The 18,338-nt window shown below is 46.4% G+C and carries 14 protein-coding genes; 9 read left to right on the forward strand and 5 right to left on the reverse strand.

The features are described 5' to 3' along the window. Window positions 1-4: 4 nt before the first annotated feature. The 5 genes from H8B06_RS03005 to H8B06_RS03025 all read left to right on the forward strand — a co-directional run bounded on the left by H8B06_RS03005 (window position 5) and on the right by H8B06_RS03025 (window position 5,505). Window positions 5-580, forward strand: a complete 576-nt coding sequence (locus H8B06_RS03005) for a CHAP domain-containing protein (protein ID WP_223857445.1) — start codon at window positions 5-7, stop codon at window positions 578-580. Next, window positions 570-938 carry a hypothetical protein gene (locus tag H8B06_RS03010; RefSeq protein WP_223857446.1) on the forward strand — a complete coding sequence of 123 codons (369 nt, stop codon included), beginning with the start codon at window positions 570-572 and terminating at the stop codon, window positions 936-938. Before H8B06_RS03005 ends, H8B06_RS03010 begins: the two co-directional genes overlap by 11 nt. A 141-nt stretch (window positions 939-1,079) precedes the next feature. Further along, entirely contained in the window at window positions 1,080-4,037 is a 2,958-nt protein-coding gene (locus H8B06_RS03015) for a sensor histidine kinase (RefSeq protein ID WP_190992801.1), read from the forward strand. Next, window positions 4,034-4,870, forward strand: coding sequence for a hypothetical protein (locus H8B06_RS03020; protein ID WP_190992802.1), 837 nt, complete (start codon window positions 4,034-4,036; stop codon window positions 4,868-4,870). Before H8B06_RS03015 ends, H8B06_RS03020 begins: the two co-directional genes overlap by 4 nt. After that, window positions 4,870-5,505 carry a response regulator gene (locus H8B06_RS03025; RefSeq protein WP_190992803.1) on the forward strand — a complete coding sequence of 212 codons (636 nt, stop codon included), beginning with the start codon at window positions 4,870-4,872 and terminating at the stop codon, window positions 5,503-5,505. The genes H8B06_RS03020 and H8B06_RS03025 overlap by 1 nt, the downstream gene beginning before the upstream one ends. Window positions 5,506-5,510: 5 nt before the next feature. Here H8B06_RS03025 and H8B06_RS03030 read toward each other — a convergent pair whose 3' ends face one another. Beyond that, entirely contained in the window at window positions 5,511-6,188 is a 678-nt protein-coding gene (locus tag H8B06_RS03030) for an Ig-like domain-containing protein (protein ID WP_190992804.1), read from the reverse strand. 255 nt (window positions 6,189-6,443) lie between these two features. Between H8B06_RS03030 and H8B06_RS03035 the strand changes: the two genes are divergently transcribed. The 4 genes from H8B06_RS03035 (at window position 6,444) to H8B06_RS03050 (ending at window position 11,679) form a co-directional block, all read left to right on the forward strand. Continuing rightward, the gene (locus H8B06_RS03035; RefSeq protein WP_190992805.1) at window positions 6,444-7,241 is read left to right on the forward strand and encodes a tyrosine-protein phosphatase; all 798 of its coding nucleotides are present in this window, start codon (window positions 6,444-6,446) and stop codon (window positions 7,239-7,241) included. Continuing rightward, a complete protein-coding gene (locus H8B06_RS03040) occupies window positions 7,234-7,686 on the forward strand; it encodes a hypothetical protein (protein ID WP_190992806.1) in 453 nt (150 codons plus the stop codon). The genes H8B06_RS03035 and H8B06_RS03040 overlap by 8 nt, the downstream gene beginning before the upstream one ends. Window positions 7,687-7,966: 280 nt before the next feature. Next, the gene (locus tag H8B06_RS03045) at window positions 7,967-10,453 is read left to right on the forward strand and encodes a TonB-dependent receptor (protein ID WP_190992807.1); all 2,487 of its coding nucleotides are present in this window, start codon (window positions 7,967-7,969) and stop codon (window positions 10,451-10,453) included. A 23-nt stretch (window positions 10,454-10,476) separates the two neighbouring features. Further along, the gene (locus H8B06_RS03050) at window positions 10,477-11,679 is read left to right on the forward strand and encodes a hypothetical protein (RefSeq protein WP_190992808.1); all 1,203 of its coding nucleotides are present in this window, start codon (window positions 10,477-10,479) and stop codon (window positions 11,677-11,679) included. Window positions 11,680-11,833: 154 nt separating this feature from the next. On the opposite strand, the gene H8B06_RS03055 is transcribed toward H8B06_RS03050, so the two are convergent. The 4 genes from H8B06_RS03055 to H8B06_RS03070 all read right to left on the reverse strand — a co-directional run bounded on the left by H8B06_RS03055 (window position 11,834) and on the right by H8B06_RS03070 (window position 18,194). Next, window positions 11,834-13,534: a PepSY-associated TM helix domain-containing protein gene (locus H8B06_RS03055; RefSeq protein WP_190992809.1), complete on the reverse strand. Its 1,701-nt coding sequence runs from the start codon at window positions 13,532-13,534 to the stop codon at window positions 11,834-11,836. Window positions 13,535-13,539: 5 nt separating this feature from the next. Then, window positions 13,540-13,821, reverse strand: a complete 282-nt coding sequence (locus H8B06_RS03060) for a hypothetical protein (RefSeq protein WP_190992810.1) — start codon at window positions 13,819-13,821, stop codon at window positions 13,540-13,542. Between the two features lie 11 nt (window positions 13,822-13,832). Next, entirely contained in the window at window positions 13,833-14,165 is a 333-nt protein-coding gene (locus H8B06_RS03065; protein ID WP_190992811.1) for a hypothetical protein, read from the reverse strand. Between the two features lie 66 nt (window positions 14,166-14,231). Next, on the reverse strand, window positions 14,232-18,194 hold the full coding sequence (locus H8B06_RS03070) for a hybrid sensor histidine kinase/response regulator transcription factor (protein ID WP_190992812.1): 3,963 nt from the start codon (window positions 18,192-18,194) through the stop codon (window positions 14,232-14,234). Window positions 18,195-18,338: the final 144 nt, after the last annotated feature.

Below are 18,338 nucleotides of genomic sequence, written 5' to 3' on the forward strand. Positions count from 1 at the left end.
TTCTTTGCACCAAGAAGTTGGTGACCGTCTGAGGCGTTCGCGGATTATTGAAATCGCTGCAGCCGAGATTGGGGTACGGGAGGCCACCGGCAATAACGATGGGGGGCGTGTGGAGGCGTATCTGGCCTACACCGGCTTAGGCAAGGGGCATGCCTGGTGCGCAGCGTTTGTCTCCTGGTGCTATGGGCAGGCAGGTTTCGCCGAACCCCGCAACCCTTGGAGCCCGGCACTGTTTCCCAATGCAAGGACATATTGTAGGGGTGGTGCCTGTGCCGATCTGAAAATAAGTACGCAGGTAAAACCTGCCGACATATTTGGTATCTATAGCCGTAGTGCGAAGCGGATCAACCACGTAGGGCTGGTGTGGCGTATGGAACGAAACTATATCCTTACGGTCGAAGGGAATGTAGAGAACAGGGTGCTGTCAAAAAGAAGACATCTATCAACGGTTCATGCGCTATCGAATTGGATTACGGATGGGAATAAAATAATTAACAATGAAACATATACTCATTTCATTCATGATCATAAGCTTGGCCTCCTGCCGTTCATCGCGCGAGAAAACACGGTTGGAAAATAGCTGGAGCAGTTTGTCCGAAAGCCGTAGGGGCATTCGCTACGGTTTCGAGCTTATCGAAAAAGATAGCCAAAACCGCGTGTGGTATTTTGCTACGGACAGTATGCTGTCTTTTCATCCCGATTACGGATTGTTTAGCAAGGGAGGGCAGCTCCATACCCATGAAAGTCGAATCGGCCTGCAGCAATTGCAGGTCGAGGTTGACTCGCTCGAGCAGAAGCGGACGGAAATAGCCACGCAGACACGGGAGGATGAATCGCGAACCCGGTACAGCACTCCCTGGTGGTTTTGGGGATTGGGTGGGTTAAGCATTATCGCAGTCATAATTGCTCGAGGGGTTTACGGCAGAGGACAGCGATAATATTAAATAAGCAACAAAGAAGCTCTCGGAATTCGTTTTCCGGGAGCTTTTTTTTGGTTTAGTATAATTTATTCGCCCGCGCTACGCCTGTGATTTAAGAATAAATTTTTACCTTTGGCGGCATAAATACATCGGTTTCCTATGAACTACCTAACCGCCTACAGCAAACACCTTATTTTAGGCGTATGGCTAACGCTTTGCGGCTTTGCAGTCCTTCGCGCGGAGCTACCGTACCGTCATGTGCAGGTGCTGAAGGGCGTAGACGACCAGCACGTGATGTTCAGCGTAGCGGAAAAGGATCCTTTTGGATCGATATGGTTGGTATCTGGGGGAGAGCTGTATCGTTATGATGGGGTGCATGTTATTCCTTTTTCAAAGCTGTACGACGAAAAATTACCTTTTGATGAGGTGCAAACCTTGGCCATTGATCCTTGGGGGCGTATATGGCTGAATACCAGAAATGGGATCTTGATCTTTGATCTGCGTACGTGGCGTTTTTGCTTTAACGAGGATTTTGCCGAGATATTAACGGAGCGAAAGGCGCTGGCATTCGCCCAAACCGATAAGGGCTTTTGGGTGGCGACCGAAAACGGCGAGGTCTGGCAGATCAGTCGGGATAGCAAAACTTTTTTATTCTCTTTTGTGGCAGACAAGCGCAAAGGACGACATACCGTAGGCCATTTGTTTGCCGTTGATGCGGATTGTATTTGGCTGGCTGCGGGAGGCACGCTGTACGCCTACGACCGCCATACCGAAGCCTGTCGTACGACGGCCATTCCCGTAAAAATAGACGATTGTATTGAGGATCTGCTGCCGGTGAAGGGTGGCGTGCTTATCCGGAATTACCGGGATGGCTACTATCTCTATGATGGTGGTTTCCGACTGACGGCCATACGGAGTGCGCATGATAACGATTTCACCAACTGGAATCATTGGGGCTTTGTGGAGGATGACCGGGTCATGCTATTCAACAATCACGGTGAATACCTCGAACTATCCCGGGATACGGCGCTCAACGTGCAGAAGAGGGGCTTCCATCGCCTGGCGGAACATGTGCTGTACAAACGGCTGAATGCTTGGCGAAGGTTTGGCGATGAATGGCTGCTGGCGACGGATGAAGGCTTGTATGCGGTGTTTCCTTCGTTGTTTCCATTTGAATATATCGGCTATGGAAGCGCTAGAGGCATGTTTCGGCAAAACGATCACTATTATTTCGGAGGGTATGGATTTCTCCATCATATGCCGCTGCAGGGGAGTGTATCGGCCTATAGAAAGGCGCCCGAAAAAAATTACTATGCGATGTATATGCAGCATCCGGATACCACCTACCTAGCCTTGGAAAGTGGTTTTCTGGGTCGGATGGTGGATGGCCGGTTGACGGTATTTCAACCGACCGTACCCCGGCAGGATGCGCATAAATTCTCCGATTTGGGCTATTGCTTGACGCCCTATAAGGAGGGGACGCTGCTAGTCGGTACCTCGAACGGGATATGGCAATATGATATAGCAACAAACCGGGTTGCCCCCTTGCTAGATGATGCCGGTGCTTTTTTTAGTGATAGAAAGCGAATTCTATCGATCCGCTATCGAAACGGCAGACTAACGTATTCTACCGAAGGGGGCTATTTTGTGTTCGATGGGCGGCGCAATAACAAACGTTACCCGCAGGGGGAACAACAATTAATGATTTACGATCACCTGACGGATGGCGGAAAGGAATACCTGGCCACCAAAGGACGGGGCATTGTCGTTTTAACGGATTCGGGAAGCCGAAGCATCGATGCACAACAGGGATTGGGCAGCAATACGGTGTATCAGTTGTTTGCGTTTGATGGAACGTTGTTTGCCGGCACGCATCGGGGACTCTCGCTGGTAACCGGTAACCGTATTTTTAACTACCGGACGAACGACGGTCTGCCCTTTGAAGAGTTTAATCATCAGGCGATCTTCTATGATACGGCAGCGCAACGCTTATTTATGGGCGGAATAGGTGGTTATGTGTTCTTCGATCCCCGCGATCTGCTGAATGCGGCCGAACAGGATATGACCGTGCCGGAGCCTCGGATTGCCGCGCTGAATATCGGCTTGAAGGAGAACCGGTATCTGCATTATTATGCCGCGGATGCGTTGCGTGATACCATTCTCTTGCCGGAGGATGCCTTGACGTTTAACCTGGATTTTGCACGCCCGAACGATTATAGACATAGCTATCAGGTGTCGTATAAAATTGATCCGCTCATGGATGGATTCCAGCCAATGGCTTCGTCTGGTCAGATTACCTTGGTGGGGCTGCGCCCGGGCGAGTACCGGGTGCATGTCAGGACATGGTCGACGAATGGTGGTTTTGAAAAAACCTGGACGTGGCTGCTGATCAAACAGCCGGCGTTTTTTGAAACACAGGGTTTCTATGCCTTGGTATTGTTGAGTATTGCGGGGCTCGTGACCTTTGTTATCCTGCAACGTGCGAAAAGAATGAAAGATGAAAAGGCATTACGCAAGCAGATTTCCCGCGATCTCCACGATGAAGTGGGAGGCCTCTTAACGGGTATATCGATGCAGGCAGACCTCCTGTCGATGGATGTGGTGCAGGATAAACAGTCCAGTGCGGCATCCATCGGAAAATACAGCCGCGAGGCGGTGCAAATGATGGACGATATCATTTGGGCGATCGATGTGCGCAATAACTATCAGGGGAGTCTGCAGGAGCGTATGGAGTATCTCGCCTTTCAGATGTTGGAACCGAAGGGAATCCGGGTGCTTTTTGATAGCGATACCAAAACGGATCGCGAAATCCCACAAATTGTGCGACAGAATACCTATCTGTTATTTAAGGAGATCTTACATAATATCGTGAAACACGCGGAGCCTGAATGGGTCTCGATCACCGTACGGATGAATACGAAAGAGCTGCTGATGGATGTCCGTAATAATGGGGTAAAACAGCCGGTGCCGGAAAATACGCGTAGAAAGGGCCAGGGAACACGCAATATGGAAACGAGAGCGCGGCAAATGAACGCGGACTTGGTTGTTACGCAGGATAACGACCTATATACGGTGCAGTTAAAGGTGAATTTACGGAATCTAATATGGAGAATATGACAGATTTTATAGCGGAATTTGGGATCCGGCAGGAGGAGTGGCAAAGCTGGGGTATGTTCTTTGCGTTGCTGGGGTTGTCGCTATCGGTCGTTGCCATTATAGGGTTTTTCTATTATACCATCCGTTTTAAGGATCGGCGCGTCCTGTTGATAACCGTGCTCGCTATAGCGTCTTTCTGGCACGCGTTTACCTATGCGCTCATTTTCACGGGCTTCATTCGGGCGGTACCGGAATGGTATAACAAGGGCATTGGCTTTTACTACCTCATCGCGCCTTGTGCCTATTTTTTCGTTTTATTTTCCCTCTTTCCGCGGCTCAGATGGTCCCGATATGCGTGGTTGCATCTGCTGCCCTTTATCTTTGGGATAATGGACGCTATCCCCTATGCCATGGCTTCCATAGAAGAGAAAAGGGCATTGCTGGAAAGAGTGGTATATGATATGCAGCTGGGTGTAAGGCATGGATACGGCTATATCGATCAGAAGTGGCATTATATCGCTAAGTTTTTCATGGCCTTTATCTACCTGATAGCACAGTGGAGACTAGTCTATGTACACGATATGGAATTCTCGTCCATTTCTGTTGCTGTTCGGCGAAATGTCGTGTATTTTAGTCTGGTGTATTCGGGGCAGCTCCTGCTGCAAGGAGGAATGGTAGTGAGTTTATTGTCCAATTCGACGCAGAGCAGCTTCATTATGCAGAATATGGATCAATTGACGACGATTAGCTTCTTTTACCTGATACTCAGCTGCTGGTTGTTTCAGCATATGTTCCGGTTGGGCCTGCGCAGCGATGAAGTCAGGGCTATAACGTACGCAAAAATGAATGGATAATGATGAAAAATAAATATCGTTTGGCTATCGTGGAAGACCGGGAACCGGTGTTGGCAACGTTAAAGCTTTTTTTCGAGGCTAGCGCATCGTTCGACTTGCGCATTACAGCGTGTTCATTCGAAGAATTTACCGATGCCTGGAAGAGTGAAACGCTGGATATTGTACTAAGTGATATTGGTCTTCCCGGCAAATCGGGCATCGAGACAACCTGGTATATCAAAAGACGGATGCCGGAAGTGCAGGTGGTGATGTTTACGGTATTTGAAAACAAAGATGCGGTGTTTCAGGCACTGCGTGCGGGAGCATCGGGCTATCTGCTAAAAAGCACGCCGCTACCGCAGATGGAAGAGCATCTGTTGGAGGTACTCTCGGGCGGATCGGTCATGAGTCCGCAGGTAGCGCGGCTGGTGTTTGACCATTTCAATCCCGTGGCGGGCAAGAGCCAGTATGAGAAGACGGCCCAGCTGACACCACGCGAAATTGAAATTATGACGATGCTGCAGCAGGGTGCATCTTATAAGGAGGTCGCTACGCAGCTATTTGTCAGCGTGGATACGGTAAAATATCATATTCGTAATATCTACCAGAAACTGCAGGTGTCGAGCCGCGCAGAACTTATTTTGAAGTATAAATAGACGAGCTATTTAGACGTGTTTTTGGAATAACTAGCGAAAAAACCTTGATTACTGTCGTTCGTAACGCTGATAAGCATACGATTGGATCTATCCGTATAATGTCGGACGTTATTACCAGAACCGAAAAATTCGTATCGTTCGGCATAAAAGATTTTGGCTTCTTCTATTCGGGCATCGTTCCACACCAAACGAGCCGAAGTTAAGAGGTTATCCTCGAAAATATACCGCGCACCTAACGTGTAGTCAGACGCTTCCGTATAGACGAGTACGTTTGAGGCTTCATGGAGCAGTTGTCTTTTTTCGAAATCTTTCACGTCGGGTAGGGCTTTCCCAAACTCTATATAGGGCTCGACAACTTCCACAACAATCGGTTCTACTACCACTTGTGCGGTAACAAACTCGCCGAGTGCTTTCCCGGTAATAGTTGTTTTTCCGATATGACGGGCTTCAAACTTACCGTCGCTACCTACTACGCCCACAAATTCATCACTGGACGACCATTCCACGTCGGAGACATTTCGGATAGAGAAATCAAACGTGCCGTCATAACGCAGGGTTACTTCTGTTTGATTAATAGTTAATGGAAGGTTGTCGTTTTTGCCGCAGCTGATGAGCAGTGTGGATAGGGAGATGCATAAGATTAGTAATGGATTTTTCATGGTATAATGTCTTTTGTTTTTCATCTGATTTTGATTCGGTAGTTAAATCAGTTGCAAATTAAGAAAGAGAGAAGGGAAGATTTCCCACCCATGTGGGTAGTTTTGGCTAACCAGCAAAAAACCACCCACATGGGTGGGGAACTAGGAACTCGGGTTGTCTATGTTTGTAGCAACATCTACTTATGAAACCATCAACATTGATTCATACCTGTGTGGTATGAATCAATTTGATAGCTTCATCACCTAAAAGGATGAATTATTTACAGATGAAAGATATTTATGCTATCTATTTTTAGTCGTAAACGCAGATATAACGATCTCAGCTGGCTGGAGGTCGATGTGCACAACCACCTGTTGCCCCGCTTGGACGACGGCAGTGCCTCTGTATCACAGAGCTTGGAATTGCTGGCAGCGTTGACTAATCAGGGCATAAAGCAATTTATCGCTACCCCACATATCTGGGATGGCATCTATCCGAACAACAAAGTCAGTATACAACGGTCCTGGGAAGAATTGCTGCAAGATGCCGATCTTCCGAGAAATCAGGTTCGCTATGCGGCCGAATATATGGCGGGCGAACAGCTGTTGGAAGATCTTGATAATCCTTTGGTGCCCTTGCTTTGCCTGGCAGGCGGGTATCTGCTGGTCGAAATGCCGCTTGCTAGTGAGAGTCCGTTTATCATGGATATCATCCGAAAGCTGACCAGCCGTGGTATCACTCCGATTTTAGCACATCCCGAACGGTATATATACTACCAGCACGCCCCCAGTCTCTTAAAAACATATAAGGATATGGGCTGTCTATTACAGGTAAACCTGCTTTCCTGCTACGGGTATTACGGACCGAGAGAACGGAATGTCGTGAAATATTTGGCCGGAAAAGGTATGGTAGACCTCGTCGGAACAAACGTACATGACCAACGGCATGTGAAAGCCATTGAGCATTATGTCCGGAAAGAGGATGTATCCGGTTATTTTTCGGAGAAACTGCGTAACGCAGAGTTTCTCCTCGATTTAGGCTCAGACACGCGCTCGCGTAGAAAGATGCATGTCCATAAATACAGAACAGATGTATAGATCTGTTCAAACCCAGATGCCCTATGTGAGAACCTCGCTCATGTTGACGGACGCGATATGCTCGAATATTGCTTTCGTCGGGGCATTCTTCTGGGTAAAATCCCATGGTTTGGTGGCGGAAGAAGCTGTTCGGACAAACTTTTACGCCTTGTGGGTGCTGTTCAACCTGGTCAACGCTATCGCGGCATTGCACCTGCGTTTGTATGCAAGGAGTACCCTAAAGCAATTGAACAAGCTCATGTATGCCACCTGGAAATCTGTTGTTACATTACTGCTCGTGTTTACGGGATGTACGCTGATTGAACACCGCTTCCCCGGTGTTGGTTATTTCTTGGTCGTTTTGGCCACACTCGTCATTGTATACGTCGCGGTATCCCGCTTTCTCCTCGCGTATCTGTATAGACGACGCGCCCGCGCCTCCGTACAAACGATATCGAAATATTAGTATTGTCTCTCCGTTTTGCACTGTCACCGTGCAAAAAATGAATGTTTTTTCTGCAAAGAATATTTGGAAATATCCTATTAATATTTACCTTTGCCTCGTTATTTGTATTTAATCTAAATAGATGTAGAGGTAATGTAAAAACAGAATAATATAATCTAGTATAGCAACGATCCGAGAAGACGGCAATCTTTTTAGGCGTTGTTGGTGAGAAGAGGTCTGGCGGCAACCAGACCTCCGGACGGTAGATTCTCTACCATACTTTAATCGTCAAACTAAAGTAATGCAATATAATAAATTTTATACAGCCATGCTATTGGCTGTCGGGATTTTTGCATATAATCCTGCAGCAATTTTGGCTTCTACACCAAGCCATTCTAACAAAACTATTTTTCTACAGCAAGGGAGTACGCACCGTATAGTGGAGGCTTTCATCTCGGGATATGTAAAGGACTCCTTTGGGAAGGCTATCGAAAATGCGACCGTTACCGTCGTGGGCACGAATCGCCAAACAAGCACGGATATAGATGGGTTTTACAAATTGGAAATCGGACAAAAACACGACGTTTCCGTGGAGGTGACGGTCGTTGGTTACGTGACGCAACGTGTACTATTGAAAGATAACGAAATGTACAAAGACTTTCAGCTAAAAGTAGACGATCGTGTTATTGAAGCCATTAGTGTGAAAGGCCAAACCGAAAACCAACGGCGCGTTCACGAAATAAAAAGATCGGGGTTCAATGTGAGTGTTATCGATATGAACCAGTACGCTAACCAAACCGCGAATGTCAATCAAATCCTTCGTACGGCGCCTGGTGTTACGTTTAGAGAAGATGGTGGTTTGGGTTCAAATTTTGTTTTCCGCATCAATGGATTGGCGGCTAAAATCTATATCGATGGCGTTCCGATGGATGATTTTGGCTCGTCCATGTCGCTGAATAACATCCCTGTAAACTTAGTCGACCGAATCGAGATATATAAAGGAGTCGTCCCTGCGTTTTTAGGTTCGGATGCATTGGGAGGAGCGGTTAACATTATTACGAAGCAACGAAATCGACATTTTCTTGACTTGAGTTATAGCCTCGGCTCATTCAATACGCACCAAGCTTCTTTAGTGGGCATGTACACTAACCCGAAGAGCAAGCTTTCGATCCGTACAAACGCCTTCTACAACTATTCGGATAACAATTACAAAATGTACACGGAAAAAGAATACGGTGTGGTTTTACAACAAGAGGTCGACAATGAATTTGTGGCTATCGACGAAGCACGACGTTTTCATGATCGCTATTATTCGGCGATGGGGCAGGTGGAAGTCGGTTTGCGCGATAAAAACTGGGCAGATCAGTTTTTTGTTGGGTTGACGTATTCCGCTAACAACAAACAAAATCAGTTGGGTGCAACGATTAATACGGTGTACGGCGGCAATTGGCGGGAATCAACCTATCTCATGCCGACGATCAGTTATAAAAAGCAAAATTTTATCGTGGACCGGTTATATGCGGATATCTATGCAAACTACGGCTATGATGTATCGCGTGTCAGAGATACGGCTGACTTCAATTATAAGTGGAGCGGCGTTCCTATAACGAATAAGATAGGCCAAGCGCCAAATGATCCTGTTCACATCCGCTACAACACAAACAGCCTGCTCGGTAGGCTGAATTTCAACTACGATTTTGATGAAAGTCGGAACCATAGTCTAAACCTCAACTATAATGTCAATACCAATAACCGTCAGTCTTACGACATTATTTTAAATAATAACACGTCAGGATTACCAAGCGACATGGTCAGGCATATCGTGGGGTTGGCCTGGCAAAGTCAATGGCTGGACAAGCGTTTGGTCAACAACATTGCCGTCAAATACTATGGGCTGGATACGTACAAGCAAGAAGATCAACGTGTATTTGGCGAATATGATGAGGTGTTAAGTGGCTCTATTGTGTCGCAATCAAAATATTTCGGCTACCAAGGCTATAGTTTAGCTTCCCGGTATCGAATTTTTAAAGATGGGGGGGTAAAATTCTCCGCGGAACGGGCGTATAATATGCCGTCGATGAATGCGCTATACGGTGATGGGCAAAACTACCTGGCCAACTGGGACATCAAGCCCGAACGCAGCGATAATGTCAATGGTGGATTTTATTACAATACGTTCCTGAACGACGATCATTTTATCAATTTGGATATCTCCGGTTTCTACCGCTTGGCACAAGATTACCTCAACGTAAGGGTCGTTACCGACGATGAACGGGATAAGTATCAATTTTACAATATTCCAGGTGTTAAATTGTATGGTGGAAGTTTTGATTTTCGTTACGGTTATAAAGATATGATTACGGCATCCCTCAACGGTAGCTATGACAAGGCCATCGACAATCAAAAATATACGGACGACACCAACCAGGAGGTTCGCATATCCTATGGTTACCAAATTCCGAACCGGCCTTGGGCCTATGGTAATCTGGACCTTGGCTTTGCGCAAAACGATTGGTTCGAAAAAGGCAGCCGTACACAGATATCCTGGAATACACAGTATACCAAATGGTTTTATCTCAGTGATAGCCACCTCGGCTCGCTGGCTTCCAAAAATTATATCCCGACACAATTAGTTCACTCGTTGATCGTAAGCTATTCGTGGCATCGTAACCGCTATAATATTTCCGGCGAGGTCAGGAATTTATTGGATGAACGCGCGTATGACAACTTTCGCCTGCAAAGGCCAGGGCGGGCGTTCTATATGAAATTTAGAATATCATTATTATAATTTAACATCATCATCAAAAAATCATGAAGAAAAACAGATTAATTGGTTATTGTGCCATCGCAGCAACCTTATTCACGGCGTGTGAAGATAGCCCCAATGTTCCAGATGGTCCCGGCATGGAAAACTCCGAGTATACGGTATGGGTAGCGACAGAAAACGGATCGTATCTATTGACGACCGATGAGATCATGAAAGACACGCTGTTGTCTCCTCGGAATAATCAAGGGATTGATATCACCGGTTTCCTTCCCCAAGCGCGCTACGCGGGATATGCCTATTTCTTTAACGGCTACTATTACATGTCCAATGATGGTACGCGTTTCAGTAAGCTGCAAATTAACGAAAAAGGAGATGAACTCGTCGAGGTAGATAATTATGCTTTCCCAGGATACTTCTATCTTGGAAAAGTAGCTAGCCAATTGAGCACAACAGACGAAATTGTTTTCACGTCCACAGGAGCAAGTGATCCTGACCCCGAAAAGAAAGTATTTGAAAAAGACATTTACTTTATGAATACCAAGGACATGACGATCAATAAGACGTTAAAAGCTCAGATTCCAACCTTGGATTACACGGTATACAAGCCAGACGGAACGGTTGATCCGACCATTCTCAATGTCACGAGCGCACGCATTAGCGGCGGTAAAGCGTACTTTGGATTGTTTTATTATACATTTGATTATAAGGCGGTTAACCAAAATGCCTATGTGTATATCTGTGACTATCCGAGTATGGAAAACGGACATATTATGAGCGATGATCGGGCAAGCTATGTAGCCGGTCACTGGCAACGCGAAAACTATTCGTTTTTGGACGACAATAATAGCTTGTATATATTGACCAGAGGAAAAACCGATGGTACCTATGCCCTACTCCGTGTGAATAATGGTGAAACGGAATTTGATAAAAGCTACCTCTTCGACCTGAAAGATTATGCTGTAAAAGGTGGTGACCTCGCGTGGTTAGGGGAGGGAAAGGCTTATATAAGACCGTACGTCATCGATGTAGCTAGCAAAAAAATCGTAGCAAACTTAAACGAAATGACAGGGGGCGATGCCACAACCACGATCAATCTGATACAAGATGGCAATCTATACACGGCTGTTAAAACACCCGAATCGAAATGGTTTATCTACGAATACAATATTGCCACAAACACCGTTAAAAAGGGTGCTGAAATCGACCCTGGTGTGACGCAAGTATACCATATCAACAAATTAAAGTAATTACTTATTGTTTGTTTCATGTGAAAGGCCGTCCCCGGTTATGGGGTACGGCCTTTTTTGATTTTGACTTGAGTATAAGTCAATTTTTAGCAATTTTTGACTTGTCTTCAAGTCATAATGATGGTTTTTTAGCTGCGCAAACTGTAATCCACTATTACTCGCTGACGGGTTTTTTCGTCAGTCTCCCCGTTCGTCGTGGCACTACCGACGGTTTTTTAGCCGGCTCTTTCTCGCTGTTATTTTCTTTCACCCCATCCCGTTGTATTTTCACAAAGGCGAGCAGCGCCACAACCGAAATAGCTATCCACAAGAGATCAAAAAACAAGATATCGGTTTCGCCGGCAGCAAAGGTCTTCCAAATCCAGTTGCCACCATACAGCCCGTTCACAACCGGGATACAAAAACCCAATAGTGCCCCCACTAGCAACGTCTCCTTATTGGTCGCGCGAAGGTCTCTTCGTATCACGTAAAAGATAGATAGCGCCAACCAGCTGTAAAAATAAACCGAATAGATGAAGTCTTGGTTCACTTCCGGATACACTTTTACGGCAATAAAGGTAAACGCTGTAACGGGTAACATGGTCAGGCAGATCGCCAAAAAGATGTTACTCGCCCAAAAATTGAATACACGTTTGTGCTTCGGTATATTATTTTTATCGCGCGCCACTAGCCAGATCAAGATGCCGGAGATGATGACAATGCAGCCCATGATACCCAATATAAAAAACGTAATCTTCACCGGATACCCTCCGAAATCGCCAAAATGCAGGTGGTAGATGATGCTGGATACCTTATCTTTATAGGACGAAGTGCTGTGTGGATCTTTCTCGTAAATCAACTGCTGATCGTGGATACGGTAGACGGCCTTCCCTTCTCCCGAGAAATTGAGCTTCGGATTCGGCTTGGCATGGACGATAAGGTGCATGCTTTCATCGCCGTAATTTTTGAGGAAGACACGGCTGAATTCGGCGCCGTTCCATTTTTGTTTTAATTCCGCCAGATAGGGTTGGGTGTTGAAATCCTGATCGATAGGCTGGTATAGGTATTCGTAGGTCTGGCTATCGGAAAAACCTAAATCCAGGTAGAGTTCTTCCTGTTTGCCATCGTATAAGTAGTTGGTCAACGGCTTTACGAGCACCCAATTGACGATCAGGATAATACCGGTCAACGCAAAAATAAACTGGAAAGGGAAGCCGATTACACCCAATGCGGTGTGCATGTCGGTCCATACGGTTTTCCATTTGCTCCATGGACGGAATATAAAGAAATTGGATACGATTTTATCCCAATGCAGCAATAACCCCGTAATAAGCGCGAAGAGAAATAAAAAAGATACGAGTCCAGCGATTGTATAGCCAAACGGCATGCCGATGCGGATGGGAACCTGATTCAGCTGGGCCAGGAAGTGCAACCGGTATAGAAATTCACCCATATCGTAACTTTCGGCATAGGTGCTCGCTTTTTCCTGGTGAAAATCATAATAAAAGAAACTCGCATCGCCGCCCCCCCGACGGCCGCGTCTTTGCCCTTCTGCTGGCGCCTGTTTCGGTTTGCTGACCGTGGTGTCTTTCGATACGCTCATGTTTACGGAAGCCCCGAGCGAATGGGGCTGTAAGTAGAAGGTAATGTCCCTCCCTTGTAGATTATGGGTTTGCCGGAGCGAATCCAACAAAAAATCGAAGTCTTTTCCAACCTCCTTATTCGCCTCGTACGAGACGCCGTGTTGCCAAGCCTGTATCTCGTGCTTGAAGAAAGAAAAGGAGCCGGCAAAAAAGATAACATAGAGGAGGGCACAGATAACAATCCCGCTGATGGTATGCGTATTGAAATAGATATTGTAATTACGTATGTTCATTTGTTTTAACCGTGTAAGAAATGAAAAAGGAGATAAAAAACCGCTGTTAAGGCAGGGTAAAGTACCCAAATCCACCAGCCATTCTTTACTAGAAAAGCATATAGCAGCAGAAAAGCCCAAAGTACATAGCCGGATAGATAGGCAGTGATAACAATATCTTTATCCGCGAATAGACAGGTCAACATCAAGTGAAAGCTGACCATGACGAAATATCCTCCTACAAAACCGCCGGTAATTTTTAGAAAGCGCTGGAAAGGACTACTGAGATATTTTTTATTTGCAGGCATAAGAAAATGAACTAAAAGATACAGGTTTCGAGCAGGATGGAGAGGATGAAGATACCCAACAGGTGTGTCCAACGGATATAGCGTAACGGATTCAGGAGAATCACGACGCTAAGTGCTGCCATGACATAGCCGCCGAAGGCAAAGGTGCCTGATCCGAACCCTTGGTTGTGGATAATGATGGCCCAAGACGCGATAAAGAGTACCGAAGCGATGATCTTGGCCTTTTTACCGGATTGCGCCACCCGCAGGAATCCCGGCGGAACCTTGCCTAGTTTTGCTTTCTTCGAGGTGATATAGCACAGATAGCAACCCGCAAAGAGGATAAGGAAAAGTAAACTATACATCTACTATTTAGATTTGATTTAAATAAAGGCAAAGATAGTTTATTTTGGAAAAAAAGCAACAAATCCTTATTTTTTTAACGAGGCTACATATTCGGAAGGGGTCATGCCAAACTGTTTGGCAAAGCTCCGGCCAAACTGTGCCGACGAGTTAAAGCCGGTAATGGAGGCGATCTTTAAAATTTTAAAATGACCTTCTGCCAGTAACGAGGCGGCATGCTTCAGCCGCGTGATATTAATGAGCTCATGGGGCGATAGATTCGAAATGGCTTTTGTCTTCCGATAAAGCGTAGACCGGCTCATATGCATAACATCGGCCAAGAAATCAACATCCAGGGTGGTGTTGTCCATGTTCTTGACGATCGTGTCATTTATTTTTTCCAGAAAAGCTTCATCGGCTTTATTATAGGCCATACTTTTGATATGGACCAGGGGAGACTGTGCATAGTGGTTTTTAATTTTATCCCTTACGGTCAGGAGATTCACAATTTGGGTCAACAGATGGCTTGGCGAATACGGCTTTTCGATGTAGGCATCCGCACCGACTTCCAGCCCCTCAATCTTCGCCTGCAGACTATTTTTCGCCGTCAGAAGCACGACGGGTATATGCGCATGGTTGATGTTTTTCTTGACGGTGGCACACAGTTCGAAACCATCCATACCCGGCATCAGCACATCGCTGATAATCAGCTGTACACTGATTTCCTCTAACAAATCCAGGGCGGCTTGTGCATGATCAGCGGTATAGACGATAAAATCTCTTTTGAGGATGTTGCTGGTAAACGTTCTGACCTCGGCATCATCTTCCACGAGTAAAATAACGGGGAGATTGGGCTCGTCGATGCCTAAGTTTATTTCCGGTACATCCACTTCTTCCGCGGTGGATACCTGGCGGTCGATGGTATATTGTTGTTCTTGCTCTCTGGGAAGGGAAAGTTCAAAGCAAGTTTGTCCGTTGCGGTCGGGATGCAGGGTCAAGGTACCCTTATGCAATTCGGTCAGTGATTTTGCCAACGAGAGGCCGATACCTGATCCGGCTTTTGTTTTGGCACTTTCTAACCGATAAAAAGGTTCAAATATTTTCTCCCGGTACTTATACGGGATCGGATCCCCATCGTTCATCACCGTAATGTGGAAGGTTTCCGCATCTGCGGAAGTTTTGATATACACCGTGGAGGCGGCGTACTTCAACGCGTTATCCACGAGATTGCTCACGATCTTGGTCAGTGCTTCCGCATCGGCATAGACCCGTAATGGGGTCTGTTCTATAGCGACGTTCATCGAAATCGCCCGTTCGGCAACAGCTGGTTGAAAACGCGTACATATATCCCGCACGAGCGCGTTCACATCCAGTTGAACAAAGCTGAGGTTAAATCCCTTCTGCTCCGTTTTTCTAAAATCCAACAATTGACGCGAAAGTTCCAAAAGCCGGTCGGTATTCTTTTTCATGATCGTTAGGTGCTCGCTGAATGGTGCTGCATCGGGGCTATGGTGGAGCATGTCTTCCAACGGGCCGTTGATCAAGGTGAGGGGTGTCCGGATCTCATGGGTTACCTGTGTAAAAAAGTTAATTTTTGCGCGGTATAGCTCCTTCTCTTTCTGCGTTTCCCAGCGTTCTATCTTTTCCCGGTGCTTGATCAGCACCCGTTTATGGTACTGCCGTATGATCGCCCAGGTTACACCCGCCAACAGGAGGATATAGAAAAGGAGTGCCGGGGTGCTGGCCCAAAAGGGTGGTGCGATGATAATCTCCAGCTTCGTCACGGGGGCATCCCCGCCCTCACCGCCATTGGAGGCTTTGACCATAAAGGTATATTTGCCGGGCGAGAGATCGGTAAAATATACTTTTCGGTTGGTTTTGAGGTAGGTCCAATCATCGTCGATGCCCTCCATGCGGAACGCGTATTGGATCATATCGGGTGCGGTGAATCCCAGCGCCGCAAAATCAATACTAAAGTTTGACTGGGTATGGCTTAACCGGATGGCCTGCGAGAAGTTAAGGGGAAAATCAGCTTCCTGATTGTTGATTTGAAACCCGGTAATATAGACGTTAGATAGCGCATGGTTTTCGCGGAAAGATGCCGGGGCAAAGCGGATCATACCCTTCAAGCTTCCAAAATACATGGTGCCGTCCTGATCTTTAAACGCCGAACCATAATTAAACTGATTACTGAGCAGCCCATTGGATTTGCTGTACGTCCGTATGTGGCCGGTGGACGGATTAAACCGTACCAGTCCTTTCGCGGTACTGATCCATAAATGCCGTTGATGATCTTCCAGTATCTTATAAAAGGTATTGGTCGGAAAATTATCGTCTGTGGTATAGCGCTTGAAACGGGTTGCTCCCCGCTGCAGCATACAGAGACCATTTTCGGTCGTTACCCACAGATTCCGGCCACTGTCCATAAACAACCCATTGATTTCATTGCTACTGATGCTAGCGCTATCTTGTCCGTCGAACAGGTAACTGCCGGATCGGTTCGTTCGGGGATTGAAAAAATACAGACCATCGCGAAGCGTTCCGGCCCAGACGGTACCATCGTCTTCCTCGAGCAGTGCGGTATAATGTTTATTGCCCGGCACTTCATTTAATAGTAGAAAATCATCGGTATCGGCATGGTATCGATACAGTCCGAAAGCCGTGCCTACCAGTAATTCGCCTTGCTTGGTGGCCAGTAAGCTTTCTATAAAATTATGCTTGAACTGATTGGGTGCAGGACCGGCTTTATACCGTTTGATAACTTTCGATGTATGGATATCAAGTACGTCTAAACCATGCTCAAAGGTGCCTATCCACAGTTGGTCGCGGTATATGGCCAGTCCGTGGATGTTGGAATGCGAAAGACCGTTGTTCGCTGTCGTGAGATTTTCAAACGTGTTCGTCTGGGGATTGAATTTGTTGAGGCCGGCATCCTCGGTACCAATCCAGAAATTTCCGTTTTTATCCTGTACAATCTCCCGTACGGCATCGCCCTGTATACTATTCTCACCCGACTTCGGGTAGTAGGTCGCAAAAGGAGTGTAGGGCTGCGGGTAATAACTCAGTCCGCCAAAATAGGTGCCACACCAGATACCGCCTTCTTTATCTTTGGTGAGCGTATACACGGCATTATCCGAAAGCGAATACGGATCATGGAGGTTATTCCGTAAATGGGTATACTGTTGATTTTTGATATGATAAACATATATGCCCGACTCGGTTGCCATCCAATATTCGTCCGTACCCGTTTTTAAAAAGTCCCGCGCAAAGACTAGGGATTGGTCGGTGTTTTTTATCGGGATATCGGTTGATTGCCGGGTCGCCAGATCAAATAACTTAATCCCATGGCTGGAGGTGGCAACAAATAACCGGCCATCGCCGGTGTCCTCGATCTTTTCGATCCAGCGGGTTACGACCGGCGTGGCATCATCAAAAATAGCAAAACTTTCAAATCCGCCGTTATCCTCCTGATAGCGCTGCACAAAGCCACGTGCGGTAGAAACCCATACGTCATCATCCTTGGTGATCGTAACCGAGGTGATTTCGCCATGCTCCCCATGCTCGAAAGCCGTTATCTTTTGCTGTTGGGGGGTATACCGTTGTAACACACTGGCCGCTGCAAACCAAATATTCCCCTTTCCATCTGCCTGTAGGTTTGTAATATCTTTATTTTTTGTTTCGGGTACGGCGGCAAAGCTATCTTCGTGGGGATCATACCGGTAAAGACCCTTCAGTGTGCCCACCCAGATGAGGCCATTTTCATCTTCCAATAACGAATGTATAAAATTATGGCCTAAGCTACCGGCTTGTTTCGGATCGTGCCGATATACCCGAAAATGATAGCCGTCAAATCGGTTAAGGCCATTTTTGGTGCCAAACCACATAAAACCGTACTGATCTTGTAGGCTACACATCACGGTGTTGTGGGATAATCCGTTCTCGACGTGGTAGTGTCTAAAGTTAAAGGACTGACCAACTAAAGACAGACTAACCATCAGGAGAGCCCAAAACGTACATAAGGTTTTCATCGTTTGCTGGTAGCCGTTCATCATCGATTAAATTTTAAGCAAAATAATGCAAAAGCTTTATAATTCCGCTCAAACAGCCTCAAAATAGGCATAATTGATACGTATTGCATACATTTTGAACCAATACGTGCTTCGATATTAACGTACTTCGCTGTTACCAATTTTAAA

The sequence above is a fragment of the Sphingobacterium micropteri genome, assembly GCF_014692515.1.
Classification (GTDB): domain Bacteria; phylum Bacteroidota; class Bacteroidia; order Sphingobacteriales; family Sphingobacteriaceae; genus Sphingobacterium; species Sphingobacterium micropteri.

Bases quoted from the DNA above. Each gene is read 5' to 3' on its own strand.
- H8B06_RS03015 (WP_190992801.1), top strand. From the start codon at position 1,080: ATGAACTACCTAACCGCCTACAGCAAACACCTTATTTTAGGCGTATGG.
- H8B06_RS03065 (WP_190992811.1), bottom strand. From the start codon at position 14,165: ATGTATAGTTTACTTTTCCTTATCCTCTTTGCGGGTTGCTATCTGTGC.
- H8B06_RS03040 (WP_190992806.1), top strand. From the start codon at position 7,234: ATGTATAGATCTGTTCAAACCCAGATGCCCTATGTGAGAACCTCGCTC.
- H8B06_RS03060 (WP_190992810.1), bottom strand. From the start codon at position 13,821: ATGCCTGCAAATAAAAAATATCTCAGTAGTCCTTTCCAGCGCTTTCTA.
- H8B06_RS03045 (WP_190992807.1), top strand. From the start codon at position 7,967: ATGCAATATAATAAATTTTATACAGCCATGCTATTGGCTGTCGGGATT.
- H8B06_RS03070 (WP_190992812.1), bottom strand. From the start codon at position 18,194: ATGATGAACGGCTACCAGCAAACGATGAAAACCTTATGTACGTTTTGG.
- H8B06_RS03025 (WP_190992803.1), top strand. From the start codon at position 4,870: ATGATGAAAAATAAATATCGTTTGGCTATCGTGGAAGACCGGGAACCG.
- H8B06_RS03035 (WP_190992805.1), top strand. From the start codon at position 6,444: ATGCTATCTATTTTTAGTCGTAAACGCAGATATAACGATCTCAGCTGG.
- H8B06_RS03020 (WP_190992802.1), top strand. From the start codon at position 4,034: ATGACAGATTTTATAGCGGAATTTGGGATCCGGCAGGAGGAGTGGCAA.
- H8B06_RS03030 (WP_190992804.1), bottom strand. From the start codon at position 6,188: ATGAAAAACAAAAGACATTATACCATGAAAAATCCATTACTAATCTTA.
- H8B06_RS03050 (WP_190992808.1), top strand. From the start codon at position 10,477: ATGAAGAAAAACAGATTAATTGGTTATTGTGCCATCGCAGCAACCTTA.
- H8B06_RS03055 (WP_190992809.1), bottom strand. From the start codon at position 13,534: ATGAACATACGTAATTACAATATCTATTTCAATACGCATACCATCAGC.